General features: G+C 32.6%; 25 protein-coding genes and 1 pseudogene. 5 read left to right on the top strand and 21 right to left on the bottom strand.

The features are described from left to right. Positions 1-42 precede the first annotated feature (42 nt). Both CD155_RS05045 and CD155_RS05040 read left to right on the top strand, forming a co-directional pair. On the top strand, positions 43-2,688 hold the full coding sequence (locus tag CD155_RS05045; protein WP_103212709.1) for an ATP-binding protein: 2,646 nt from the start codon (positions 43-45) through the stop codon (positions 2,686-2,688). 4 nt (positions 2,689-2,692) lie between these two features. Then, positions 2,693-3,391, top strand: a complete 699-nt coding sequence (locus CD155_RS05040; protein ID WP_002444920.1) for a response regulator transcription factor — start codon at positions 2,693-2,695, stop codon at positions 3,389-3,391. Between the two features lie 101 nt (positions 3,392-3,492). On the opposite strand, the gene CD155_RS05035 is transcribed toward CD155_RS05040, so the two are convergent. The 18 genes from CD155_RS05035 to CD155_RS04955 form a co-directional block, all read right to left on the bottom strand. Then, positions 3,493-4,254: a tandem-type lipoprotein gene (locus CD155_RS05035; protein WP_172605794.1), complete on the bottom strand. Its 762-nt coding sequence runs from the start codon at positions 4,252-4,254 to the stop codon at positions 3,493-3,495. A 39-nt stretch (positions 4,255-4,293) separates the two neighbouring features. After that, positions 4,294-5,058 (bottom strand): tandem-type lipoprotein, encoded by a 765-nt coding sequence (locus tag CD155_RS05030; protein WP_103212708.1) that lies wholly within the window; start codon positions 5,056-5,058, stop codon positions 4,294-4,296. A gap of 41 nt (positions 5,059-5,099) precedes the next feature. Beyond that, positions 5,100-5,864, bottom strand: a complete 765-nt coding sequence (locus tag CD155_RS05025; RefSeq protein ID WP_103212707.1) for a tandem-type lipoprotein — start codon at positions 5,862-5,864, stop codon at positions 5,100-5,102. 59 nt (positions 5,865-5,923) lie between these two features. Beyond that, on the bottom strand, positions 5,924-6,682 hold the full coding sequence (locus tag CD155_RS05020) for a tandem-type lipoprotein (protein ID WP_103212706.1): 759 nt from the start codon (positions 6,680-6,682) through the stop codon (positions 5,924-5,926). 50 nt (positions 6,683-6,732) lie between these two features. After that, positions 6,733-7,500, bottom strand: coding sequence for a tandem-type lipoprotein (locus tag CD155_RS05015; RefSeq protein WP_103212705.1), 768 nt, complete (start codon positions 7,498-7,500; stop codon positions 6,733-6,735). A gap of 93 nt (positions 7,501-7,593) precedes the next feature. Beyond that, positions 7,594-7,878: a hypothetical protein gene (locus CD155_RS05010; RefSeq protein ID WP_103212704.1), complete on the bottom strand. Its 285-nt coding sequence runs from the start codon at positions 7,876-7,878 to the stop codon at positions 7,594-7,596. A gap of 3 nt (positions 7,879-7,881) precedes the next feature. After that, on the bottom strand, positions 7,882-8,208 hold the full coding sequence (locus CD155_RS05005; protein WP_103212703.1) for a hypothetical protein: 327 nt from the start codon (positions 8,206-8,208) through the stop codon (positions 7,882-7,884). Further along, positions 8,208-9,614, bottom strand: a complete 1,407-nt coding sequence (locus tag CD155_RS05000; RefSeq protein WP_103212702.1) for a hypothetical protein — start codon at positions 9,612-9,614, stop codon at positions 8,208-8,210. The genes CD155_RS05005 and CD155_RS05000 overlap by 1 nt, the downstream gene beginning before the upstream one ends. Positions 9,615-9,616: 2 nt before the next feature. Beyond that, positions 9,617-10,396 carry a tandem-type lipoprotein gene (locus CD155_RS04995; protein WP_103212714.1) on the bottom strand — a complete coding sequence of 260 codons (780 nt, stop codon included), beginning with the start codon at positions 10,394-10,396 and terminating at the stop codon, positions 9,617-9,619. Between the two features lie 324 nt (positions 10,397-10,720). Next, positions 10,721-11,857, bottom strand: a complete 1,137-nt coding sequence (locus CD155_RS04990) for a quinone oxidoreductase family protein (protein WP_103212701.1) — start codon at positions 11,855-11,857, stop codon at positions 10,721-10,723. A gap of 180 nt (positions 11,858-12,037) precedes the next feature. Further along, positions 12,038-12,916, bottom strand: a complete 879-nt coding sequence (locus tag CD155_RS04985) for a T3SS effector HopA1 family protein (RefSeq protein ID WP_103212700.1) — start codon at positions 12,914-12,916, stop codon at positions 12,038-12,040. Positions 12,917-12,932: 16 nt separating this feature from the next. After that, positions 12,933-13,895, bottom strand: a complete 963-nt coding sequence (locus tag CD155_RS04980; RefSeq protein ID WP_256605017.1) for a phosphotransferase — start codon at positions 13,893-13,895, stop codon at positions 12,933-12,935. Between the two features lie 190 nt (positions 13,896-14,085). Continuing rightward, positions 14,086-14,235 carry a hypothetical protein gene (locus tag CD155_RS12935; RefSeq protein WP_002444967.1) on the bottom strand — a complete coding sequence of 50 codons (150 nt, stop codon included), beginning with the start codon at positions 14,233-14,235 and terminating at the stop codon, positions 14,086-14,088. Positions 14,236-14,556: 321 nt separating this feature from the next. Beyond that, positions 14,557-15,195, bottom strand: coding sequence for an NAD(P)-dependent oxidoreductase (locus CD155_RS04975; protein WP_103212699.1), 639 nt, complete (start codon positions 15,193-15,195; stop codon positions 14,557-14,559). Between the two features lie 146 nt (positions 15,196-15,341). Beyond that, positions 15,342-15,770 carry an Rrf2 family transcriptional regulator gene (locus CD155_RS04970; RefSeq protein ID WP_002444971.1) on the bottom strand — a complete coding sequence of 143 codons (429 nt, stop codon included), beginning with the start codon at positions 15,768-15,770 and terminating at the stop codon, positions 15,342-15,344. A gap of 162 nt (positions 15,771-15,932) precedes the next feature. Beyond that, positions 15,933-16,595, bottom strand: a complete 663-nt coding sequence (locus CD155_RS04965) for an ABC transporter ATP-binding protein (protein WP_103212698.1) — start codon at positions 16,593-16,595, stop codon at positions 15,933-15,935. A gap of 12 nt (positions 16,596-16,607) precedes the next feature. Continuing rightward, on the bottom strand, positions 16,608-17,657 hold the full coding sequence (locus CD155_RS04960) for an ABC transporter permease (protein WP_103212697.1): 1,050 nt from the start codon (positions 17,655-17,657) through the stop codon (positions 16,608-16,610). Between the two features lie 209 nt (positions 17,658-17,866). Further along, complete coding sequence (locus tag CD155_RS04955) at positions 17,867-19,288, bottom strand: trypsin-like serine peptidase (protein ID WP_256605085.1); 1,422 nt, start codon at positions 19,286-19,288, stop codon at positions 17,867-17,869. Between the two features lie 565 nt (positions 19,289-19,853). Between CD155_RS04955 and CD155_RS04950 the strand changes: the two genes are divergently transcribed. Further along, positions 19,854-20,393: a DUF805 domain-containing protein gene (locus CD155_RS04950; protein ID WP_258026334.1), complete on the top strand. Its 540-nt coding sequence runs from the start codon at positions 19,854-19,856 to the stop codon at positions 20,391-20,393. 178 nt (positions 20,394-20,571) lie between these two features. Further along, positions 20,572-21,552 (top strand): tRNA dihydrouridine synthase, encoded by a 981-nt coding sequence (locus CD155_RS04945; RefSeq protein WP_103212695.1) that lies wholly within the window; start codon positions 20,572-20,574, stop codon positions 21,550-21,552. Positions 21,553-21,752: 200 nt separating this feature from the next. Here the strand turns inward: CD155_RS04945 and CD155_RS04940 are convergent. Next, positions 21,753-22,493 (bottom strand): annotated as a pseudogene (locus CD155_RS04940) (acetoacetate decarboxylase). A gap of 35 nt (positions 22,494-22,528) precedes the next feature. Continuing rightward, positions 22,529-23,548, bottom strand: coding sequence for a ketopantoate reductase family protein (locus CD155_RS04935; protein WP_103212694.1), 1,020 nt, complete (start codon positions 23,546-23,548; stop codon positions 22,529-22,531). A 185-nt stretch (positions 23,549-23,733) separates the two neighbouring features. Between CD155_RS04935 and CD155_RS04930 the strand changes: the two genes are divergently transcribed. Then, positions 23,734-24,228, top strand: coding sequence for an isoprenylcysteine carboxyl methyltransferase family protein (locus CD155_RS04930; protein ID WP_037541776.1), 495 nt, complete (start codon positions 23,734-23,736; stop codon positions 24,226-24,228). A 326-nt stretch (positions 24,229-24,554) separates the two neighbouring features. Here CD155_RS04930 and CD155_RS04925 read toward each other — a convergent pair. Next, a partial coding sequence (locus CD155_RS04925) for a DUF443 family protein (RefSeq protein WP_103212693.1) occupies positions 24,555-24,941 on the bottom strand: 387 nt, incomplete at its 5' end.

Genomic DNA, 24,941 nt, shown 5'->3' with positions numbered 1-24,941 from the left:
TATAATAATCTTAATTAAGATGTAGTTAAGAGGTGTTGGCAGATGGAAAGTTCATATAAAAAAAGAGGCAAACTCACCATTTATTTAGGCTATAGCCCCGGGGTCGGTAAGACATATGAAATGTTGTCGAACGGCATTGATCTTTATAAAGAAGGGGCAGATATTAAGATTGGGTATATTGAACCCCATCAACGTCCCGAGACAGATGCACTTGCGAAACAATTGCCAGAAATTGAGCCATCTAGTCGAAGATTTGGCAGTCATCAATTTCACTATATAGATGTTGAGCAGATTGTAGAAGTACATCCTGATGTCGTCCTTATTGATGAATTGGCACATACCAACATTTCTAAGAAACGTCATTTGAAGCGTTATATGGATATTGAAGAAATTTTATCTCATGGCATTGATGTTTGGACAACGCTTAATATTCAACATATTGAAAGTTTAAGTGGCCAAATTGCTTTAATGACAGGTATCCAAGTCACAGAGCGTGTACCAGATCAATTTATTATGTCTGCAGATGCGTACGAAGTTGTGGATATTTCGCCGAATATGTTGATTCAACGGTTGAAAGCTGGAAAGGTTTATAAAAAGGAACGTTTAGATACTGCTTTTTCTAACTTTTTCACATATGAGAATCTGACTGAGTTACGTGAACTTACGCTAAGAACTGTGGCGGATATCATGAGTCAAAAAGAGCAACAGTATAAAACGAAACATACGGATATCACGCCTCATATTGCAGTAGCAGTGAGTGGTAGCATTTATAATGAACGTGTGATTCGTGAAGCAAGACGTGCAGCTTATAAAGAACATGCGAAATTTACAGCGGTGTATATCGACACATTTGAAACACGTTCTGAGAGTAGACTTCAAGACCACTATGTCCATAAAAATCTCATGCTCGCAAAATCACTAGGTGCTGAAATCAAAGTACTGTATGCACAAGATATCGCGAAAACCTTAATCCATTGGTGTGACAAAGCCTTTGTTACCAAGTTAGTACTCGGGCAATCAGAACGGCCACGATGGAAAGAGTATTTTAAGAAGTCGCTCATCGAACAAATCAATCATACCCCGCACCATTTCAAATTAGAGATTGTTCCGATCCATAAAATTTATTCAGACAAACAAGACCGTAAACAAAAGATGGATAAACAACCTTATCAACTTACATTATCTGTAGATATTGTCAAAATGTTAATCATTCAATCTTTATGTGTACTCCTTGGAATCTGGATTTATAAAATGGATAAGAACGAATCGAGTGCGATCATCTTACTTATATTCTTTATCGGCATTATTGTGCTGTCTATTTGGACGCAGTCGTATCTCATCGGATTCTTTGCGTCGATTCTGAATGTCTTTGTCTTTAACTATTTCTTTACTGTGCCAAGGTTTACTCTTGAAATGTATCGTTTCGAATATCCAATTACGTTTGTGACAAGTATTTTTGCCAGCATTTTCACGAGTGCCATATTGAAAAATTTAAAATATCAACATTCATTAACGGAACGGCAGTTATATCGTACGGATATTATGTTGCAATTCAACCAGTCGATTAAGGAATCTTATTCTATCATGAGGTTACTGACAATTGCCGGTGAACAAATTCATCAACTGTTAAATCAAGATGTTACCGTCTTCCTCGTGGAGTCTAAGAAGGTGATTAAATCCTCTTCATTTGGCAATAGAACCATCTCGAATAATCACGGAACTGATGATGCCGAGACATTAAGTTGGGTCATTGAGAATGAAAGCCGTGCGGGAAGACTTACCGATACCTTCCCCGGAAGTAAATATTTATGTATTCCAATTGGTACCAAGCCGGTTAAGGGCATCATTTCAATTCAGTTCACGGATGAAGATTTCATCGATACGTACGACAGTTCTATCTTAGATTCAATGTTGAATGATATTACGCTCGCTGTGGAAAATGTGGACCTACTGAAACAAACAAGACAATCAATGCTATTAGCGGAAAGGGAGGCCACACGTTCTAACTTCTTACATTCTATTTCGCATGATATTAGAACACCTTTAACATCTATTATCGGAAATTTAGATGTATTGAAATATCATGGCGAAGGCTTGGATAAAAAAGAACACGCACATTTGTTAACCGCTTCTTACGAGGAAGCCCAATATCTGTATACACTCGTCACAAACATCCTATCTTTAACTAAGTTAGAGCGTTCAGATATTCAAATCAAACGTACCTCCTATTTGATAGAAGAATTATTAGAAGAATTTAAGGAAGGACTTGTGCGTAGACATCAAAACCAAAAAGTAAATATTGAAGATGACGGTACTTTGGCGTTGGTCCATATCGACAGTAAATTGATTCTACAAGTATTATTTAACTTGGTCGATAATGCTTTAAAGCATGCTAAATCACGTTCAGACATTACGCTACGTGTACATGAACAACGTTCGAAAGTACGATTTGAAATGGTTGATTGTGGCAAGGGTGTTCCCGAAGAAGAACGACGTTTAATCTTTAATCCTTATTATTCAGGAGATTATTTTAAAGATAATAAAAAAGACAGTTTAGGGTTAGGATTATACTTAGTACAATTAATATTGAAACAACATCACAGTCAATTGGAATACCGACCTAATCATCCGCAGGGTAGTATATTTTATTTTTATTTAGACATAGAGAAAATAGAAATGGAAGGGTGAGGTTATGAAATCTACACTTTTAGTCGTTGAAGATGATGAAGCGATTTTACATTTAATCGATGTTGCATTAACAATGAATTATTATAAAGTCATTAAAGCTAAAAATGGCAGAGAAGCGGAATTCCGCATCAGAACAGAGCATCCAGATATTATTTTACTTGATCTCGGCTTACCTGACATCGATGGATTATCTTTAATTCAGCAGCTTAGAGAATGCGTTGATACGCCTATTATTGTCATTAGTGCACGCACAGAAGAAGAAACCATTGTGAAAGCATTAGATTGTGGTGCAAATGATTATATGACTAAGCCCTTTAATATTGATGAATTACAAGCACGTATTAGAGTTGCGCTACGCGTCTCGAGAAAGATTGATACAGAGCAGAATAACTTTGAAAATGGTCCGTTGACGATTGATTTCAACGGCAAGTCTGTTTATATCATGGGACAGTCTATTCATTTGACCCCTAATGAATTTCAATTGTTGGAAATCTTAAGTCGTCACGTTGGGAAAGTGTTAACTTATCAGATTTTATTAAAATCATTGTTCGGATACGTCAATAAGTGCGAAATGGCTTCATTACGTGTGCACATGGCGTCGTTACGTAAGAAATTAAATTATAGTGAAAACATTGATGGTATGGATAAAAAACTGATCATCACCCACCCGAGAATCGGATATCAAATGCAACATTTAGGGTGATGATGGAAATAAAGTTGCTGACCTAAAATAGAACTCATGAGCGTACAAATCTCATCAGTTCTATTTTTTATGATTAAGAATGATAATTTTTTGAGTCTTTCTTACTTGCTTGGCATATATTCCACACTGTCAGTAAAGAAGATATTTTCTTCTTTATTCTCTACAAATGTGAATTCAATATCTTTAGTACCAACGGATGATCCTTTTAAGTCCCCATCCCCTTTTAATAACAATTTAGGAGCTTGGTTAGTTGGAATATCATATCTCTTTCTTAATTGTTTAACGTTATAGTCATTATTACTGAGTTGATATTTAGCTGAATAGCTGGGGACATTGGGATTATATGAAATATCGCCATTTTTATAGTCTTTAATATCTTTGAAATTTCCATATTGTGAGAAAAATTTAAAGCTTTCTATTTCTTTTTTTAGTTTGTCATTACGTATTGGCTTCGTTGGAATAATTTTATTATCAATCATTTTCACTGGATATTTTTTCTCTTTACTGTGTGAATATCCTTTCCTATCCTCTGTAATTTCTCTAATAATAAAATTACCTTTAGTTGTTCTAGTATTCCGATTGATATAGAGAACCATTCCTCTGGATTCCATATTCTTTCCTTTAGGCTCAATAGTCATTTCAGAATTTATAATCCACATACCTTTATCACTTTTATCAAATTCTTGATCTCGATAGCCTTGCTTATCATATAAATCTTCTAAGTTTTTAATAGGGTACATGCTTAACGTTTTATTAAAGTTTTGTTTGATTTCGGCTTCTTTACTATCTCCACATCCACTGACCAAAATTATTAAAACTAATAAACTTATGTATATAGTTACTTTCTTTAGATTTCGCACCATCTCACATCTTTCTTATTTTTTTGAAATTTTATTCAATCATTACTTGTTCTCACTTGGGGTAAATTGTACAGCATCTGAAAAAAAGATATTCTCTTCTTTATTTTCTACAAAAGTAAATTCTAAACTTTTAGAACCCGCAGATGAGCCTTTTAAGTCGCCGTCCCCTTTTAACAATAATTGAGGTGCTTGGTTGGTTGGAATATCATATCTTTTTCTTAATTGTTTCACGTTATAGTCATTATTATTCAGTTGGTACTTCGCGGAATAACTAGGTACATTAGGATTGTATGAAATATCTCCGTTTTTATAATCATTAATATCTTTAAAGTTGGCATATTGTACAAAAAATTTGAAGTTTTCTATTTCTTTTTTTAGTTTGTCATTAGGTATTGGCTTCGTTGGAATAATTTTATTGTGTTTCATTTTTACAGGATATTTCTTTTCATCATCTTTTGGTCTACCTTTACTGTCATCTGTTGTTTCACTTATAAAATAGTACCCTTTGGTTGTTCTAGTATTACGATTGATATACAAAACCATTCCTTTGGTTTCCATATTCTTTCCTTTTGGTTCAATAGTCATTTCAGAATGAACTATCCAAGTTCCTTTATCGTCTTTATCAAATTCTCCATCTCGAAAACCTTCTTTATCGTAAAAATCTTCTAGATTTTTAGTCGGATATACGCTTAACATTTTATTAAAGTCTTGTTTGATTTCAGTTTCCTTGCTATCGCCACAACCACTGACCAAAATTATCAAAACTAATAAACTTATGTATATAGTTACTTTCTTTAGATAATGCATTGGCTCACGTCTTTCTTAATTTTTGAAATTTTATTCAATCATTACTTATTCTCACTCGGGGCAAATTCAACATCATCAGTAAAATAAATGTTTTCTCCTTTTTTCTCTACAAAGGTAAATTCAATATTTTTAGAACCTATGGATGAGCCTTTTAAATCATCAGAACCTTTTAATAATAATTTTGGTGCTTGTTTCGTAGGGATATCATATCTTTTTCTTAGTTTTTTAACATTCAAATCATTGTTGCTAAGTTGATATTTAGCAGAATAATTAGGGGCATTGGGATTATATGATACCTCGCCATCTTTATAATCTTTTAAATCTTTAAAATTTCCATATTGTGAGAAAAACTTAAAGTTTTCTATTTCTTTTTTTAATTTTTCAGCTTTTATTTGTTTAGTTGGAATGATTTTATTATCAATCAATTTGACTGGATATTCTTTCATTCGAGTGTGAAATCCTATATCACTTTTTTCTTTTACTTCAGTTATCATGAATTTACCTTTGGACGTTCTTGTATTTCGATTCATAAATAAAACCATTCGTCTAGTTTTTAACCCCTCCCCTTTTTGTTGGATATTGATACTAGACGTTATTACCCATGTTCCTTTATCGTCTTTATCAAATTCTTCATCTCGATAGCCTTGCTTATCATATAAATCTTCTAAGTTTTTAATAGGATACATACTTAACGTTTTATTAAAACTTTTTTTAATTTCAGCTTCTTTACTATCTCCACAACCACTGACCAAACAAATTAAAATTATTAGACTTATGTATAAATATGTTTTCTTCATATTTTGCATTTGCTCACATCTTTCTGTTTTTAAATTTACTTTGTTAATAGTAAATTTAAATTTTAATTCTACTTACTCGGTTTGAAATTCAAGCTATCCGTATAAAAGATATTCTCTTGTTTATTTTCTACAAAGGTAAATTCTAAGTCTCTATGACCTACGGATGATCCTTTTAAATCCCCATCACTTTTCAATAATAGTTTTGGTGCTTGTTTGGTTGGGATTTTATATCTCTTTCTTAATTGTTTAACGTTATAGTCATTATTATTCAATTGATACTTTGCGGAATAACTTGGCACATTAGGATTGTATGAAATATCGACATTTTTATAATCTTTAATATCTTTAAAGTTGGCATATTGTACAAAAAATTTGAAGTTTTTTATTTCTTTTTTTAATTTGTTATTAGGTATAGGCTTCGTTGGAATAATTTGATTATGTTCCATTTTGACAGGATATTTTTTGTCTTTATTATGCGCATAGCCTTTTTTGTCTTCTGTTATCTCACTAATTAAAAAATAACCTTTTGTTGTTCTAGTATTACGATTTATACGCAGAACCATTCCTCTGGATTCCATATTCTTTCCTTTGGGTTCAATAGTCATTTCAGAATGCACTATCCAAGTCCCTTTATCATCTTTATCAAACTCTTCATCACGGTAGCCCTCTTTATCATAAAAATCCTCTAGATTTTTAGCCGGATACATACTTAACGTTTTATTAAAGCTTTTTTCAATTTCAGCTTTTTTATTGTCTCCACAACTACTGACCATAATTATTAAAACTAATAAACTTATGAATATAGTTACTTTCTTTAGATAGTGCATCATCTCACATCTTTCTTAAACTTTGGAATTTTATTCAATAGTTATATTGGTCATTTCTTATCCTTACTCGGATTGAAATTCAAGCTATCAGTGAAATAAATATTTTCTTCTTTATTTTCTACAAAGATAAATTCAATATCTTTATATCCTATAGAAGAACCTTTTAAGTCGCCGTCGCCTTTCAATAATAATTTAGGGGCTTGATTTGTGGGAATATCGTATCTTTTTCTTAGTTGTTTTACATTATAATCATCATTGTTTAGTTGATATTGAGCTGAGTAGCTGGGAACTTCAGGATTGTAAGATACATCTCCATTCTTATAATCTTTTAAGTTTTTAAAATTGCCATATTGCACAAAGAATTTAAAATTCTCTATTTCTCTTTTTAACTTTTCATCTTTAATTTGTTTTGTTGGAATTATTTTATTGTTTTCTAGCTTTACTGGATATTTCTTTTTACTGTTATCTGTTTTGACTTTACCTGTATCTTTTATTTTCGTATGAATAAAATAGCCGTGAGTGCTTCTTGTATTTCTATCCATATATAAAACCATTCCCCTTGATTCCAGCGCTTTTCCCCTTTTTTGTATATTCATTTCAGAATTAATAATCCACATCCCTTTATCACCTTTATTAAATTCTTCATCACGATAGCCCTCTTTATCGTAAAAATCTTCTAGATTTTTAGTTGGATACATGCTTAACGTTTTTTTAAAACTTTTTTTAATTTCAGCTTCTTTACCATTTCCACATCCACTGACTAAAATTATCAAAACTAATAAACTTATGTATATAGTTACTTTCTTTAGATAATGCATTGGCTCACATCTTTCTGATTTTACTTTATTTATACTTTTACAAAAATGCACAGTGTAAAAAAAGCGCATCACTTTGATACGCTTCTAAATTCATTAGTCCATAATATTCTTTAAATTATTACTTATTTTATCCAATTCAGACATTGCACTATCTACCCAATCGCCTTTAGCTGAGCCTTTAAAATTTTTGCTGAAAGCGTGGCAATGGCTCATTGTTTGTGTTATCAGTGCTTTTTCTTCAGCCTTCATCTCATTTTCATGATCATGGTGCCTTTTAAAATGCTCTGGAGCAATTACACCTGTAATTTTCTTTTTCTCCATTTCCTTTTTTAATTTATCTGTAACTTCATCACCTAAGACAGGATTCGGCATTAACATATTTTAATCAGCCTCCATTATCTTTTCAGATTGCTTTAAATATTCTTTTCTTACTTCATCTTTATAATTTTCCAACTTTCTCTCTCTATGATTAATATGATCATTTATTTCTTGATCACATTCCTCAATAATATTCATCATTCTAGTATTAGAATCATCACTATAATTCATTTTACTTTTTAAATATAAGAACGCTTCGTAACTTTGATCATTTTCTCTTTTTAATTGAAATCTTTGTTCATTAAGGTTTTGTAATTCGATATCAATTTTCTTTTTTTCTGCGTCATAGGCATCTTCCAGGTCTTCTATCTTCTTATAATTTGAAAACATCACATCAAGCTCCCTATTTGACTTGCTAACATTTGGTCTTTATTCACTATTTCATTAATACTATTTTTAATTTTAGATACATACATACTATATTGTAAGGAAACGTTTGATAATTGGCTTAATTTAATAGAAATTTTATTTTGAGGCGTGGTAACAAGTTTATATTCATTAACATTTCCAGCATCTAAAGCGCTTAATACTTCATCACCAGAAAGATGTTTTCCTATCTCATTTCCAGATTCTTGAGCTTCTTCCCAGTTTTTTTCAAATTTCTTATCCATCTCATGGTACATTTTTTTCAAACGTTGGAATTCTTCTTCAACTAATTGATTTAAGCCCTCAGCTATTGAAAGTGCAGTTAAACATTCTAATAACTTTTGTTGGGAAGAAGATAAGGCACCTCCACTTGCTTGGAGTAGATTGGCTCTAACTTCATCAACTTTTCCTAGTTTATTTTTAGTTTGCTTTTTCGCATTTATATATGTTTTATCATTCGCCTCTTCATATTTTTCTAATTTTTTAAGCACTTTTTTTATTACTTTTTGTTCATCTGTCGACAAAAAACCATCCATCGAATGACTTTTACCATTCTTTAGAATCAACTCATCCCCAGCTGATACATAATCCAAATGTTTAACATTTCCATCCAACCAATCTTTATCTGAAACAATTCTAAGAATATTCCCATCATATTTTTTCAACAATTCGTCTACATCAGCATCATTTTTCGTATCAAAATCGCTACTTAATTTTTTATCAAAATAGCTACTTAATAAGAGTGATAGAGGTGTTTTTAATATGCGGGTTTCTTTTACCGCCAATGGAGCTGGATTATAGACAACAATTTTCTTAATACCATTACTTGTGCCTATAATTATAGCATCTCTACCTCCTAAAGAATGACCTGTGATTATATCTATATCATAATCCTTTTGCAATTTTTTTATGAATTGTTGCGTACCTTTAAATTGAGCATCTTTATTGGTTATTGAACGCAATCCAATATTTGCATCTGCACTAAGATCTTTTAGCGTCTCGGCTGCATCCTTATAATCTTGCTTAGATGCTTTGACCTGTGGATTAACTAAGCTAGCACCTATCCTCTTTAGTTGTTTACCATGAAAATTAGTTCCTGTCATACCAACAGTAAGTTTACCTGTATCTTTATTTAAAAAGGCTGTTGTTGTAGTGCCAGTTTTCGAATCAGTATAACTATCAATGTATTTAAGATTGTTAGGAAATTTATTATCTGATTTTAATCCATCAACTTGTTGTCTAATTTTACCTTTTTTCAGGCCATTATTATTTGCATTTTCTATTTCATAACTAATCATAGATACTGCGCTTGTTTCTTCTGTTTTGTCATTAATATTTTTTGATTTTATTTGATAGTCAAGTTGTTTCACAATTATTCACCCTTGCTTGGATTAAAATTAATACTATCGGTAAAATAAATATTTTCATCATTATTCTCAACAAATGTAAATTCAAGATTTTTATAACCTACAGATGAGCCTTTTGGATCACCAGCACCTCTCATTAATAATCTGGGAGTTTTTTTCGTTTTAATATCATATCTTTTTCTTAATTGTTTAATATTATAATCATCATTACTTAAATGATATTGTGCGGAATAATTTGGTGCATTAGGGTTGTATGCAATATCACCGTCTTTATAATCATCTAAATTTTTAAAACTTCCGTATTGTACAAAGAACTTAAAGTTTTCTATTTCATTCTTCAATTTAGTGTCATTAATTTTTTTAGTTGGAATTATCTTATTATTCACCATCTTTATAGGATATTTTTTTTCTTCATCATCAGTTTTACTTTTATTATCTTCAGATATTTTCCTAATAACGTAATAGCCATTTGTACTTCTAGTATTTCTATTCATATGTAACACCATACCTTTTGAAGTCATAATCTTACCTTTTGGCTGTTTTGTCATTTCAGACCTAATAATCCATGTTCCTTTGTCATCTTTATCAAACTCTTCATCACGATAGCCCTCTTTATCGTAAAAATCTTCTAGGTTTTTAGTCGGATACATACTTAACATTTTATTAAAACTTTTTTTGATTTGTGCTTCTTTGTTATCGTCTTTATTCATAAATCCACATCCTCCAATAAAAATCGTTATTATTAAAAAACTTACGCATAAAAGTAACTGTTTCGAATGTTTCACATTTTCACATCTCTCTGTTTTTGAATTTTTTTCTAAAATCATGGTATCTTCATATAAATATTGAGTTATAATACAAATTTCTCTTTTATATTATCAAACAATACATACCCATTCAATTTAATTTATTTTTGCATATTATTGTTGTGTTTATATAGTGTAAGAACCACATAGTCATCTTTTTGTATAACTACGTGGTTCCTCAATTATTTTTACTCTTAAATTGTTTCATGATTTATTAGTAAGCATTTCTAAAACTCATCTTCTAGTTCCTTAATGACGGTAATCATTTCTAAAGGCAATCTCTCAATACCGTAATAAAGGGCATTAATTAACCACTTTAGACTCTTCCTCATATAGCATTATCGCTTTGCCTAAACGACCTCTCGTGTTATAGGTACGGTTAACAAACTCACTGCCTTCTTCAATTGAATAGCTTCTATCGATGGGTACGATAAATTCATTTTCATCATAGTCTAAAATGGCGTTTTCCAAATCTTCCCACGTTCCAATGCAGTTACCGATTAATGACAGATTATTAAGCATTACTTTTAACATTATATTTTTAAGATGATTGGGGGCATTTTCATCTTCATATTCGGAAAAATCGGGATGCTGATTCTTATAACCGCATGTGATGTAACGTCCTCCTGTTTCCATTTGATTCACTGCTTTTTCTAAATGCAAATCAAAATAAGGATCAAATACAACATCAAATTTGCCCAAACCCGCTTCTTCCCACTTATGCACATTTCTATCTATGTGACACAATTTAGCTGGCTTAATGAGTTCTTGTTCTTCGGGCGTCCATTCAGATGTGCTTAATACGGTCGTATCTATTCCCATTCTGGTTAGGTTGTTAATAATGAACATAGACGTATTAGAGCGGCCGCTTAGTACTAGCGCGCGTTCATTGGGTTTGAGATTTACACGTCTTACCATGCTTGTTGATGTTTGACCACCTATTGAAAAGCCTGCTGCCACAGCGTTATCCATATGATCAGGTATTTTAATAAGCTTTGACTTATGTAACCTGAGCCATCCTCTTGAAGCTTCATTTGTTACTGCTCCAGGTGCCACACCAGGAAAAGGAGGATCCGGATACGCACAATTGGGTATCACACGTTGTCCAATTTCAAATTGTTCTACTGAAGACCCTTTAGCAACAATGGTCCCTACAAAGTCTGAACCAAAATAAGCAAATGGCGGAGCTTGAAAGTTCACGTCTTCTTGCATGTTTAATGCAGCTTTTAAAATAATGGCTTTATCTCTGTAATTACAAGAAAACGCATCAACTTTTACTAACACGAAATGTTCGTTCTCTAGCTCATATTCTTTGAAACTTGGTCGTTCTAGTTCAATCAAACCACAATGAATGGGTGTTCCTGCAATATTTACATCAGACAACATGGTTACATCATTTTCTGATACTAAATTTGTATTAATTAAAGCCAATACTTTCATAAGTTGAATCACTCCTGTCAATATAAGTCATAATTTGGTTAGAGCATTGTTCAATATGAAACACACGCTTTTTAAAATAAGACCATTTGCATGTGCTCCATCTGCCTCAAGCGCCGAAGATTTACACACAAATGAATGAAACAATTTATGATAAGCGAATCGCTCATCCCACATTTAAGTTCACTGCACGGCATTTTTAGATAAATCATTAATATCTATCTGATTCGCAATCAATCTTTGTTTCAGTAACAATTGGAAGGCTGCACCTGTATTAAAGTAATCCTGAATGGCATCTGCTATGGCACTACAACGATGTTCACCAAAGCTTTGTTGGATACCATTGATTTGAATAGGTTCCTCAGCTGTGTAAAGGTTATATCTTAATTGGCTAGCAAGTTGAGAACCTTTTTGAATCTTTATAGGAGAGTTTTCAATATGTTCAATTAATACTTTTTCAACTTTTTCTTTATCTTCACTACTGTAAAAAACAAGTGCATCATTTCTTGGATAACTATCAGAAGATGACAAAACTTTAGCGGAAAAGCTTACATTCTTTTCAACCAACTCATTGACACATTGACTCCATAGCTCTATCGCATATTGGGGCGTGTCTGAATAAATATAATGACGTGTAATCTTATTCATATGTAAACCATTGTTTGTATGTACAAACATGAAAAATCCAGGAGTCAAATTAGGTCTAGAACAAGGTATAACAAGGCTATTATCTTCATTTACTTCTTCATTGATTCGAAGTCCTTGAATGACATGATAAGTGTGACCGTTGAAACTCTGAGTGCTCGTCTCTACCCTAATACCTGGGTCTTTAATACGACTTACTATTTGTTGGTTCAAATCATTAAATGTTTTTGTTGTTTGTTTGACTTGATTATTTAAATTTCCAGTATGTAGCATTGAATAAAGCCACTGTTTCAATTTACTTTTTTGATTTTCAAGCGCGTCATCATATGTTTCATTATCTATTTTAACTCTGTTCAAATCCGTTTCTAATTCTATTTTCAGCGCTAAATCTTCTAACGTATTTACTTTTTCTGACATAGTAAGGCCTCCTATTTTATTCAAATAGCTCTATTAGATTTTCTGGAAACACTATGATTTCTCTGCCTATTCCGAGTATTGCTTTATCTATGGCAGTTAAACGAAATGAAAATTTAGCTCTACTCATGATTCTTTCTACGAGAAACCACCCTATATTTTTAGAAAAATGTATTATATTAATCGCTTTTTTAGATACATAGGTTTGATAAGCTAATTGAATTAACGGTCGCATTTCCTCAATATAATTGACACCTCGTTCTATAAATTGATCTTCTATCTCTTTGGCATTTGAAGTGTCTTGAGTCGTTTCGGTAAAAGTCTTTAATAAACAATCAAAATAAATTGAACCTATTAAACCAGCTAAATCTCTAGTTGGATCACCTTTGCGTAATTCTTCAAAATCTATAATCCAAAGCTTATCATCCGAATATATAAACTGATCCAACCGTATATCACCATGACAAATACAAACGTCATTATCATGAGATTCCTTCATTATCGTTTTCATAAATTGTAAATCTTGTTGCAATAGACGAAATAACTCTAATTCTGCACCTGTACATCCGGCATATTCATATTTATTTAGTGCATAAAATAACGATTCGCGTTGGGGTAATTCATTTTCTGAATCTATATTCAAATCAGTAATATCAGCTAAATGTAATGTCACTAACATATCTGCAGCTTCTGCAATTTTATTTTTAAAATTTGGAGACGGCTGTTCTAATTCATCTTCTAATGATGTAGCATTCTCAATCCATTGATATTTTAGTGATAAATCGTTCTCTTCATAGCCAATCAACTTAGGAGAATTCAATCGAATATCGTTTGTGCGTAAGTCCTCCCATTTCAAGCAATTATGATACCTTCTGAGCGCATCACTTTTAGGGCCTTTAATTACTTTATGTAAATATTGCGTTGTTCCATCTTCTTCAAGACTAATGATATTACGACCTTCCTTATCCTTTAGCATCGACATCTTCATACTCCTTTCATGTAAGTCTCGGTTATTTATTTTAAAATGGGTATGGTATGATTGTTTTTATGTAATCATTGATACTATTATGAGATTCCAATATCTCATGTAGTCATTTCTTTTTTCATATTTAAAAGTTACTACCCTATAATCTTGATAATTTAAATTACAATATTATTGATCATGAACTGCGTTATGCGGCACTCCAAGTAACTGTGTAAGACACGGAAGCTGAGATGGATGATGTGCGACCATCACCTAAATCTCTTTCTTCTAATGCGCTTCGTTGAATATGATTTGATGTTGTGTAGCGACTATATCCGTTGAATAAAATATTTTCCATATATAATTCCTCCTGATGTTATAGGGTAGCAACCGCTTTCATTATAATTCCAAAAAAGAGTAAATTCAATTTTTATATGTAAATTTACATTAAATTTATTAATATGTTCATATTTAAAATATGAAATTTGTCACTAGTATAAAGAAAATATTAATGTTTTATAAAAATTAAGTATACACGTTGGCTAATTTCGAACTATCGAACCCAACACACAAACTTACTTTAAAAACAAAAAAGCCACACAATGAGTTAGAATTAACATCATTCTGTGACTTAGTATTGTATAAAGTTAGTTTTACATGTCTTTATTTATTAAATTGATTATTCTTGTTCCCCAACAACTGTGAATCGTTCGTTAACGTGGTCTGCATTTTCAGCTTCATCAACAATTGCAATCGCATAGTCTGCATAGCTGATATAACTGTTACCTTGGCTATTAACTAGTAATTGATCTTTACCTGATGTATACGTGCCTGTACGTTGACCTTCTGGATCAAACTCTGCTGACGGACTTACAAATGTCCAAGTGATTCCTTCTGTGTCTTTAAGTTCTTGAAGGTTACGGCCTTGGCCTGCAGCTGTTGGTTTAAACATATCTGGGAATTCTGGTGTATCAATTAAACGTGTCGTTTGTGCATCATCTACGAATAGACTACCAGCACCACCGACAATAATCGCTCTAGTATCTACGTCTTTTAATAGGTTAATTAAAGCGTGACCTGCTTCAACATGTGCATCTTCTTCGCCTAGTGGTGCACCGAATGCATTAACGACTACATCAAGATCTTTAATATCATCAACTGTGAGATGGAAGATGTCTTTCTCTATCACTTTCACAACTTGATGATCTAATTTAGCTGCATTTCTAACGATGGCAGTTATTTCATGACCACGTTGTGTTGCTTCTTGTAATACTTTATTTCCTACTTTACCTGTTGCTCCAATAATACCGATTTTCATGCTTAATTCCTCCACTTTTTTCTTTTTTAGAGTGATTGTTATGATTCTATTTGAAGGGTGTCTTCGATTCTAACTTAGTTTCCACCTATATCTCTGCGCTCTACATGTAACTTAATTAGTTACATGTTGGGTATAACGGATAGATTTTATCCGTTTTGTTGTACAATGCCTGACACAATATCATCCATAGTGACATTGGCTAACACTGTTTCCATCGCATCTTGTGCTCGAAGTAACACTATTTCTAGTACGCTTTGAATATTCGCACCTACAACACAATTGATATTCGTATCCTCATGCATTTGGAAGAGTTCGCCCTCTTCGACGACCTCTACTGCTCTATAGACATCAAGTAATGTAATGTCTGTGAGTGGTTTCAATAATTGGATTCCACCACTTCCTTGGTGTGTTTCAAGGAAACCTGCTTGTTTTAGTTTACTAATCAATCTTCTGATTACAACTGAATTTGTGTTTACACTGCCCGCAATATACGCGGAAGTGAGTGTTTGATTACGCTCGATGTGAACTAGAGATAATATGTGAACAGCCACAGTAAATCGACTACTAATTTTCAAATATCTCACCTCATGTAACTATTATAGTTACAAGTTAGTTATAAAGTCAATTTAGAAGTCTGCATCTGTTTATTTTTAAGAAAAAACGATAATTTCTACATTAAAATAGCTAGAAATTACCGTTTTACCTAAATCAAAATTAATTTATATTCCGAAGTTGAGTTACTGTTCTTTTAAGTAACCATCTTGCATATGATATGTCTTATCGCAAAATTGTGTTAACCGTTCATCGTGTGTCACGATAATACAGGTTTTATGACGTTGCTTAGACTGTTCTTTTAAAATTTCCATCACTGCCATTGCATTATCAGTATCCAATGAAGCTGTCGGTTCATCGGCTAATATAATAGAAGGTTTCGTATAAATTGCCTTAGCAATTGCGACACGTTGCTTTTGACCTCCTGATACTTCAGAAGGTAGTTTATTCTCAATTGCTTTCAAACCCAAATCGTTTAATAATTTATCGAATTCTTCAGTACTTAACACGTCTTTTTTATATTTTTTCAATAAATGAAATTGTTGCTTTATAGTTAGAAAAGGTACTAAGTTCGTGGATTGTAAAATAAAGCCAATTTCTTGCATTCTCATTTTAGCTAGTTGCTTCTGACTCAATTGTGAAATTTTATTATCATTAATATGTATTTCTCCGTGTGTTGGCGTCTGTAGTGCTCCAGCCATTGTAAGGAATGTACTTTTCCCAGAACCTGAAGGTCCTACAATAGCTACTAATTCGCCTTTATCAAAGGTTAAAGATGTCGATTTAACTGCTTCAATCATTTGATTTCCGTCTTTAAATTCTTTCGATACTTTATCAAATTTCAACATTGTCGCACCTCCTTATTCTATTGCTTTAAGTGGGTCAATCTTTCTAATAGATGCCACTGAGAATAAACTGCCAACGAGAGAAGTCAGTATCAAGACTATTCCAAACAGAATCAGCGTCATCATATTAAATTGTACCGGCACTGCCTCTGGTAAAATTAAACTTGTGAGTAATGTAAGTACTAAACCTATCAAAGTACCAATCAATGCAAGGATAAATGTTTGTGCTAAAACCATCTTCATCAAGAAACCATTGGTAAATCCTTGCGCTTTCAATACGCCAAATAAGTTCTTCTTCTGCAATGTAATGACATACAAGAAGACGCCAATCACTGTTGCTGAAATCACAAATAAGAATGTAATCATAAAGTTCATTGTTAAATTTTGTGGTTTATATCCAGGGAGGTCTTCAATAAACTTATTTATACCTATGACTTCAAGGTCGTTATTCACTTTTTTATCTTTCCAATGTTTATCTCGTACAACCACCGCATTTGTTTTCTCTGATGTTAGAGCCGGATTAATTTTTTGTATTGTTTTATTATTAGTGAAAATGACTGGCGAAGCATTATATTTAGCACTTTCTGAGACACCTACGATATGTAACTTTTCATCAGACTGAGACAATTTAATCTCATCTCCTACTTTAAAGCCTTTATCCTTAAGTGTCTGATCAATCACAACCTCATTATCTTTAGTGAACTTTTTGCCTTTAGTGATTTTCGGAATTAAAAATGAATCTGATTTAACACCAAAGAGTAATGCATTCTCTTCATGACTACCATTGGAGGCGATCACGCCCATCTGCTTCAATGATGACGTCTCTTTAAACTGATCTCCTACTTTAGACGTCTTGAAAATAGATTGTTGAACGGTTTTATTTGCATCTTTATTTAAAACAATGGCGTCCGCCTTCCACTTCTTAATTCCTTCTGTGTTCATATTGATTAAGCCATTAGCTAAGCCTGAAAGTAAAAATAATAAATAACTAATGAGAACTAAAATACCGATGATTAGACCAAACTTAAGCTTATTACGTTTAATCTCATTCCATGCAAGAAACATATAGTACCTCCTTCGTTTATATCGTTACCCTAGTATAGCAATGATTAAGTTACAGGATATAATAAATACACTTATATGAATTTACAAGCTAAATATGAAAAAAGCTAAGCAACACAACGTTGCCTAGCCGAGTTCTAATTTAGAGTTTATACTCCTTTGAAGGTCCAAACTTAAATTACTTCATATTTTCAATTCGTGCTCAATCAACCCTATAAAATATTATCAATAATTTCTTTACGTAACTTCCCTCTGATTTCTGCCATAGTGTTTAAATGATACGTCTTATACTCTCCTGAATTTACTCTGAACGCATGGACACCGACAATTTCATTTTTACTATTTAAGACTGCCCCACCAGACGAACCAGGTTCAGCCATCATTTGATAGTAACCAATAGGATTGACATTACGTGCTGTCATCGAATATTTACCTTTGGAATGGTACATTGTGCCAGCTGGATCGTTTTTATATTTTCCGCTCGGCGTACCATAGTGATACATATGGATAGGCGTGTTGGCTTTCATTGATTTAATGGTAGTTTCTGATGCGATTTTACGTATTTTCATATATTTTGAAATGTCTTCATATGTGTAAACTAATGCGACATCACCATATTGCAGCATTTGAACGCCGAATACTTCAAGCGAACGCCCAACTTTAGAACCTTCTTGTAGCAAGCTAATTCTCATATTCTGTGGCTGTGAAGGTGTTAAAGGTTTATGTGCACGTTGATCATTGACTACATGATTAGCAGTTAAAATTGTATGTCTGCCAATTGCTGTTCCCGTACCGTAAGTTAATTGTTTGGCTGTTGGATTCCAGTTAAATACCATCCCGATATTAGCGTCTTTCGCCTTAGTATGTTCAATTGAAACACCTTTATTGCCAGACTTCTTCATGATTTTCAAAGCGTCATCAAGGCCTGATTCTTTCGTCGTTTGCCCGAAATCACGCACGTTGTCACCGCCTGGTACATTGGATGGCCAACGTTTAGGTGGCTTATTGTAGTAATTTTTTTGAGATTGTGAAGTCGCAGTTCTAACTGAAGTTTTAACGCTCGGTTTTACAGGTTTAGCTTTTGTGACTTTTGATTTTGAAGTTTTAGACGTTGTGGCTTTAGATTTTGTCGCTGTCTTTGAAGTTCGTGATGTCTTGGATTTTGAGACTTTTGAAGATGACGAAACCTTTCTCGTCTTTGTTGCTTGCGATAACCATTGTGGATGTTTATGTGCTGGATGAACGACCTTCGTTTTCTTTTGAGATTTAACAGTGCCTGGTGTTACTTTGTGATGAACTATTGTTCGATGCTGAGGTTTCGCAGTTTGTCTTGAAAATGACGTGCCCTTACGATTGACAATACGATATTTCTGACTATTATTTGGTACCACATGATTCGAAGATGAGTGTGTGTGTTTTACATATTGTGTTGAAGTTGATTTAGTCTTTGGCGTACGATAATTACTATTATGAAGGACTTGTGTCGGTTGAATATTACTTTTAGTTTTAGCTACATGATGATCGTGTTGAATATCTACTTGTTGTTTAAGCGTCCCTTTCACCTTTACAACATTCCCTTTAGTTGCGGCACCCGCTTCATTGTTTTGAAATAACGCAGATAAACCAATCACCATTAACAATGCAACGATGATACGAGTGAATCTTCCCAATATATCCCCTTTATTCACTATGTATTTCCCCACTTTCTTAAAACATAGGTATAATTTTTATATGTATTTTCACTATAATGTATAAATGAGTTTGGCACAATATAAACAGCATGATATTAATAAAGTTTTTTACAGTTTAAAATCGAGTTGGAAATTATTATGAAAGAGTGTTTTATCATTAATCATATTTATAATCAATGACATTTTATAAGCGTTCATTAAGAGCTAGTATAAAAATTAATTCATTAATAAAACCCAAAAAATGTAGTGGATAAAACTATAAAAATTGTATAAAATGAGCTTACTGAAATTCAAACTATTACAGTAAAGGGGATAAACAATGAAAACAGCTATTAATATTCTATTAATTGCAATTCTATAATTAGTATTTATTGGACTAGTATTATTTGTAGTAAGTTTTGCAAGAGATACGCTATTTAATACTCATACAAATGCTCATAGTTCTAACAAGAATCAAGTTAGCAATAAAAAAGAGAACTGATAAATAAAATGAAAAGAGATGAATAAAATGTATTGTTCTAATTGTGGTACTAAAATAGAAGGAGATTCTAGATTTTGTTCTAATTGTGGACATAACATAGAAAAGTTAAACTCGAATTCTAATAAAGATTTTCAAACTAACAATCAACATAGTAAGAAAAATCCTTTCGAACTTTTCATAGATGGTTGGAAACATATTTTTAATTACAAAGGGATAACATCACGTAGAGGGTTTTGGTGGTTCTACTTATTCAATGCTTTAACAGGCGTCTTAGTTTTTCTCTTCTTATACCTGTTATCAGCTCAAGACAGTTTTATAGATCAACTTGCATTAACGATTTTTTATTTACCTCTAACATCAATTGGTGCAAGAAGAATGCGTGACACCAATCAGTCAATCTATTGGGCAATTATACCTATAGGTTTACAGTGGTTCTTTCAACCGTTCATGGTTGGTGATTACGTAAGTAGTTTTGGCAATTTAATCGCTTTTCCATTTGCAATTGTATTTATAGTCCTAGCTTGTCAACGTACTAAATATAGTGGTAATAGAGAAAGAATTAACTAGTCTTAAGATAAATTTTATGCAAATCACCTTAAATATTACAATCTTTTAGACTACTGGAAGACCTCCCGCTTTCATGGTTATAACTGGAAAATTCCTTTTGTATAAGTTCATCTTTTGTGGTAATATCATCATGCGTAAAAATTCGAGATACTTATAATGAAGAAGGTTTAAATATATTATGAAAGAAAATTTTTGGAGTGAATTACCACGTCCATTTTTCATTTTGGCTCCTATGGAAGACGTGACAGATATCGTCTTTCGTCATGTTGTGAGCGAAGCAGCTAGACCGGATGTGTTTTTCACTGAATTTACAAATACTGAGAGTTATTGTCACCCTGAAGGTATACACAGTGTGCGTGGACGCTTAACATTTAGTGAAGATGAACAGCCTATGGTCGCTCATATATGGGGAGACAAGCCAGAGCAATTCCGAGAAATGAGTATTGGCTTAGCAAAGATGGGCTTTAAAGGCATTGATCTAAATATGGGCTGTCCTGTAGCGAATGTTGCGAAAAAAGGTAAAGGTTCAGGCTTAATTCTTCGTCCTGAAAGAGCAGCTGAAATTATTCAAGCCACTAAGGAAGGCGGTTTACCAGTAAGTGTTAAAACACGCCTTGGTTACTATGATATAGACGAGTGGAAGGATTGGTTGAAACATGTCTTTGAACAAGACATTGCAAACTTATCTATCCATCTCCGCAGTCGTAAAGAGATGAGTAAAGTAGATGCTCACTGGGAATTAATCGAAGCAATCAAGAACTTGCGTGATGAGATTGCACCAGATACGTTATTAACAATTAATGGTGATATTCCAGATAGACAAACAGGTATGGAACTTGCAACTCAATATGGCATTGATGGTGTCATGATTGGGAGAGGTATTTTCAATAATCCTTTTGCTTTTGAAAAGGAACCACGCGAACATACAAGCAAAGAGTTATTAGACTTGTTTAGATTACATTTAACATTGTTTGAAAAGCATTCTACTGAAGAGACTCAACAATTCAAAGCTTTACGCAGATTCTTTAAAATCTATGTCCGCGGTATTAAAGGCGCGAGCCAACTACGTCATCAATTGATGAGCACCGAAACTGTAGACGAAGCACGTGCATTGCTTGATGAATTTGAAGCAAGAATGGACAGTAGTGTAGAGTCTTAATATTCGCCATTGCAAGTTAAGAAGTAAATGGTTATCACTTATAACTGTAAACTTAATCGCACAAATATCCCCTGTTAATCACTCGGTTAACAGGGGTGTTTTATTGTATAAAAATAAGCTCTAAAAGTAGGATTAACGCGCCTAACTTTTAGAGCTTATATATAGTTATTTTTATAAGAAGTTTTTAATACTAACTTAGATTATTCGTCTTTTAAATAATCATAGATGGGTTCGGGTTGTCCTAAAGATAAATCCGCAATGATGTGTTGTGCATCAACAATTTTTCTAACTGGGAAGTCAGCCAGTGGTGCCATTACATGTTCGAATAATTGTAATCTAGCTGGACTTCTGTAAGCACGTTTTAAGTGAATATCTGTAATTTGGCTACGTGTTAATTCATTTTTAATTAAAGTCGTATCATAATCTCTGAATTGCTTTAACATAAATTGTGGTTGTGTAATCGCATCAATTGCTTCTTGATCTTACATTTTATAGTAATCATATCCCATAGTCGCTTGAGCTACTCTTAGAGAACGATAATCTAATGTACCTACGATGACATCGTTGTCTACATAAAGATTAGGTTCACCCGATTTTTTTGGAAAAGCAGAAATTTCTCGTCCTGATGCGATAGCTGCTTGATTATCTACATACATTGATAGATAAAATTCACCTTGTTCACCGTTATATTCAACAGGAATAACTTGACCTGCTTCCATATAACTACCTAGACCTGTAGCGTCAGGCATGCTAATAATCTCAAATTTAATTTTATTATCAATGACTTTTAAGGGTTCTGGAACAACCTTTTCTAAAGCTTCTTTATCAGTTTCATATACAATATTTAAATATTCGCGGTCTCTGAAATATATTTCAGTGAGTGGGTAAATAGGTGAGTTCACTGGTGTTGAAGCAACGTTTTGAACGTCTTCTTTTTTCATTGTTTAAATGCTCCTTTAAATGAATCATTCCAATTTTATTCTACAACTGATTTAAATTTTTCTATACTTTCATTGAAATCAGGTACTGTTTTTTGATTTTGGGCATCTGAAACAATCTCTACAATTAAATCGTTAACTGGTGTGTTAACGTTATTTTCTTTGCCTAATTTTGTAACAATACCGTTAATATAATCGATTTCTGTTGGACGTTGTTTTTGTAAATCTTGAAGCATACTTGCTTCTAATGATCTAGAGTGTTTAATCATTTCTCTCATTTCATCAATTTGTTTTTCAACATTTGTAATTTCTTCAAAATATTTATAATCTAGTACGCTTAAGCTTACAAATTCAATTCCTGCACTTTTACCAACATTAATCACTTCATTAATTGCATAGAGTGCTGCTTTAGCGCCTGTATCACTATCTACAACGTCACCATATGTTCCTCCAGTCGCTGCAGACATACCACTAAAGGCACTGTTAATAATTAATTTAGCCCATTTAGTACCTGGTAAATTTTCAGATATACTAATACCACCAATAGGAGAAAGTGCTTTTTGGATATTTTGTATACGTTCAGTGATTTCTCCGTTTAATTCACCAATTTGAATTGCATTTTCTTTGAAAGATTCAAATTCAGTAGTAAGTTTGGATTTACCAGGGCCTTCGAACGTTGCACCGAATTCAACTGATCCAGCTACAATTTGTTCTTTTGGAATTGTTTGTTGAATAAATTCCTCTGGTACACCATTTTGTAGTGAAACTAATACACCATCATCTTTGAGAATTTCTTTTACTGTTGGCAATACATCTTTATTAAAGACTTGTTTAGTTAAAAGTAGAACGATATCGTATTTATCGTTGATTTGACTAGGTGTAAGAGCTTTTACATTCTGTGAATAATCTACCTTGCCTACGATATGTGCACCGTTATTATTTAATTCATTGACATGTGCTTCATTCACATCGATTAAATCAACGTCTGGGTTTGATTCAGATAAGAACGCACACATAATTGTTCCAAGAGATCCTGCTCCGTAAATAGCTATTTTCATAATCAATCTGCCTCCTTTATAATTCTTTCTACCACATTTTTCAAAATTAAATCTTATAAAATTATATTTCTTTTACTGCACACGTTTACTAAAATTAATAAATAGTTAATAGTATTTCATGCGTTTCCTCTATAAAATACTTTATGTTATCAAAGTTTATATATATAACAAAAACGGAGGACATCATGATTTTAACTATATTATTTATCTTTTTCTGTATCCGACTCATCAGTTTAAAGATATCCATTAACCATTCGCAACAATTAAAAGTAGACGGTGCAGTTGAATATGGCGTTAACAATTCAAAATTTCTAGCAATCACTCATGTATTCATCTATGTTTGTGCAGGCGTAGAGGCAATGATGAATAAAGATACTTTTAGCTTAGTCAATGGCATTGGCTTAATGATATTAATTTTTGCATATATCATGTTATTTGTAGTCATTAGAACATTAGGCGGAATTTGGACATTGAAATTATTTATTTTGCCAAATCATCCTATTATTAAATCTGGATTATATAAAGTGACGAAGCACCCGAATTACTTCTTAAATATCGTTCCAGAGTTAATCGGCGTGTTGTTGTTAACACACGCTACGTATACAACGATATTATTAATTCCATATGCATATTTCTTATACGTACGTATTAAACAAGAAGAGAGATTAATGAAGATATAAGAGGAAAAGCCTGTCATCACGAGATAGATGATGAAACGTCTTTGAAGTGTGACGTGTTCATTCATTCGTGACAACAGGCTTTTTATAATGTGGTGTAATGATTGAGTTAGGTTTGTAGAACTTTCAGTGAAATGTGTATGAGGTGTGAAGAGTTCCATCATCATGACGAGGTCAATTTAACCATGTCGTTTGTCTTACTTCAGACAACCCTCGTACTTACCCTTCTATCAGACTACCTTCAACATGTATTGGTCTTCTATTTATATAATAGAGCCAGGACTTATAATCATTCATTTTATAGACCTCATTTTAGATAAAAATCCGCCCTATTTTTTAATTTTAATTCTACCTATTTTTCCGTGAATAGTTGTTTGTGCATAAAGCACTAAATTTTGAAATAAAATCACCATGAATGTAATTATAATTCCAACCACCAAAAATATATTAGTGTGCTTTAATGTTAATACTCCTGCTACACTTATAATGAACATGTATATAAAAAAAGTATAAAGGAATATGTTCTGAAATATGTATTTTTTACTTGGCAAAACAAAAGCATAGGCTTGTACTTCGGTTGATCTAATCATTAATTTTTTCTTCTTATTATCAAAAATATTTTTAAATGCTAAAGTAGGTAATATAGTTAATAGTAATATGAATACATTTATGTACATATTAGTCGTGAATTCTAAATAATCCGTAATGGACTTAGT

The sequence above is a fragment of the Staphylococcus caprae genome, assembly GCF_002902725.1.
Lineage (GTDB): Bacteria > Bacillota > Bacilli > Staphylococcales > Staphylococcaceae > Staphylococcus > Staphylococcus caprae.
Note: the sequence above shows the minus strand (reverse complement) of the source record. Positions and strands in the feature narration are given on the sequence as shown.

What these genes read in the sequence shown, in the direction of transcription:
- CD155_RS05045 (WP_103212709.1), top strand. Translation starts at nt 43, where the DNA reads ATGGAAAGTTCATATAAAAAAAGAGGCAAACTCACCATTTATTTAGGC.
- CD155_RS05040 (WP_002444920.1), top strand. Translation starts at nt 2,693, where the DNA reads ATGAAATCTACACTTTTAGTCGTTGAAGATGATGAAGCGATTTTACAT.
- CD155_RS05035 (WP_172605794.1), bottom strand. Translation starts at nt 4,254, where the DNA reads ATGGTGCGAAATCTAAAGAAAGTAACTATATACATAAGTTTATTAGTT.
- CD155_RS05030 (WP_103212708.1), bottom strand. Translation starts at nt 5,058, where the DNA reads ATGCATTATCTAAAGAAAGTAACTATATACATAAGTTTATTAGTTTTG.
- CD155_RS05025 (WP_103212707.1), bottom strand. Translation starts at nt 5,864, where the DNA reads ATGCAAAATATGAAGAAAACATATTTATACATAAGTCTAATAATTTTA.
- CD155_RS05020 (WP_103212706.1), bottom strand. Translation starts at nt 6,682, where the DNA reads ATGCACTATCTAAAGAAAGTAACTATATTCATAAGTTTATTAGTTTTA.
- CD155_RS05015 (WP_103212705.1), bottom strand. Translation starts at nt 7,500, where the DNA reads ATGCATTATCTAAAGAAAGTAACTATATACATAAGTTTATTAGTTTTG.
- CD155_RS05010 (WP_103212704.1), bottom strand. Translation starts at nt 7,878, where the DNA reads ATGTTAATGCCGAATCCTGTCTTAGGTGATGAAGTTACAGATAAATTA.
- CD155_RS05005 (WP_103212703.1), bottom strand. Translation starts at nt 8,208, where the DNA reads ATGTTTTCAAATTATAAGAAGATAGAAGACCTGGAAGATGCCTATGAC.
- CD155_RS04990 (WP_103212701.1), bottom strand. Translation starts at nt 11,857, where the DNA reads ATGAAAGTATTGGCTTTAATTAATACAAATTTAGTATCAGAAAATGAT.
- CD155_RS04985 (WP_103212700.1), bottom strand. Translation starts at nt 12,916, where the DNA reads ATGTCAGAAAAAGTAAATACGTTAGAAGATTTAGCGCTGAAAATAGAA.
- CD155_RS04980 (WP_256605017.1), bottom strand. Translation starts at nt 13,895, where the DNA reads ATGTCGATGCTAAAGGATAAGGAAGGTCGTAATATCATTAGTCTTGAA.
- CD155_RS12935 (WP_002444967.1), bottom strand. Translation starts at nt 14,235, where the DNA reads ATGGAAAATATTTTATTCAACGGATATAGTCGCTACACAACATCAAAT.
- CD155_RS04975 (WP_103212699.1), bottom strand. Translation starts at nt 15,195, where the DNA reads ATGAAAATCGGTATTATTGGAGCAACAGGTAAAGTAGGAAATAAAGTA.
- CD155_RS04965 (WP_103212698.1), bottom strand. Translation starts at nt 16,595, where the DNA reads ATGTTGAAATTTGATAAAGTATCGAAAGAATTTAAAGACGGAAATCAA.
- CD155_RS04960 (WP_103212697.1), bottom strand. Translation starts at nt 17,657, where the DNA reads ATGTTTCTTGCATGGAATGAGATTAAACGTAATAAGCTTAAGTTTGGT.
- CD155_RS04955 (WP_256605085.1), bottom strand. Translation starts at nt 19,288, where the DNA reads ATGGTGATTGGTTTATCTGCGTTATTTCAAAACAATGAAGCGGGTGCC.
- CD155_RS04950 (WP_258026334.1), top strand. Translation starts at nt 19,854, where the DNA reads ATGTATTGTTCTAATTGTGGTACTAAAATAGAAGGAGATTCTAGATTT.
- CD155_RS04945 (WP_103212695.1), top strand. Translation starts at nt 20,572, where the DNA reads ATGAAAGAAAATTTTTGGAGTGAATTACCACGTCCATTTTTCATTTTG.
- CD155_RS04935 (WP_103212694.1), bottom strand. Translation starts at nt 23,548, where the DNA reads ATGAAAATAGCTATTTACGGAGCAGGATCTCTTGGAACAATTATGTGT.
- CD155_RS04930 (WP_037541776.1), top strand. Translation starts at nt 23,734, where the DNA reads ATGATTTTAACTATATTATTTATCTTTTTCTGTATCCGACTCATCAGT.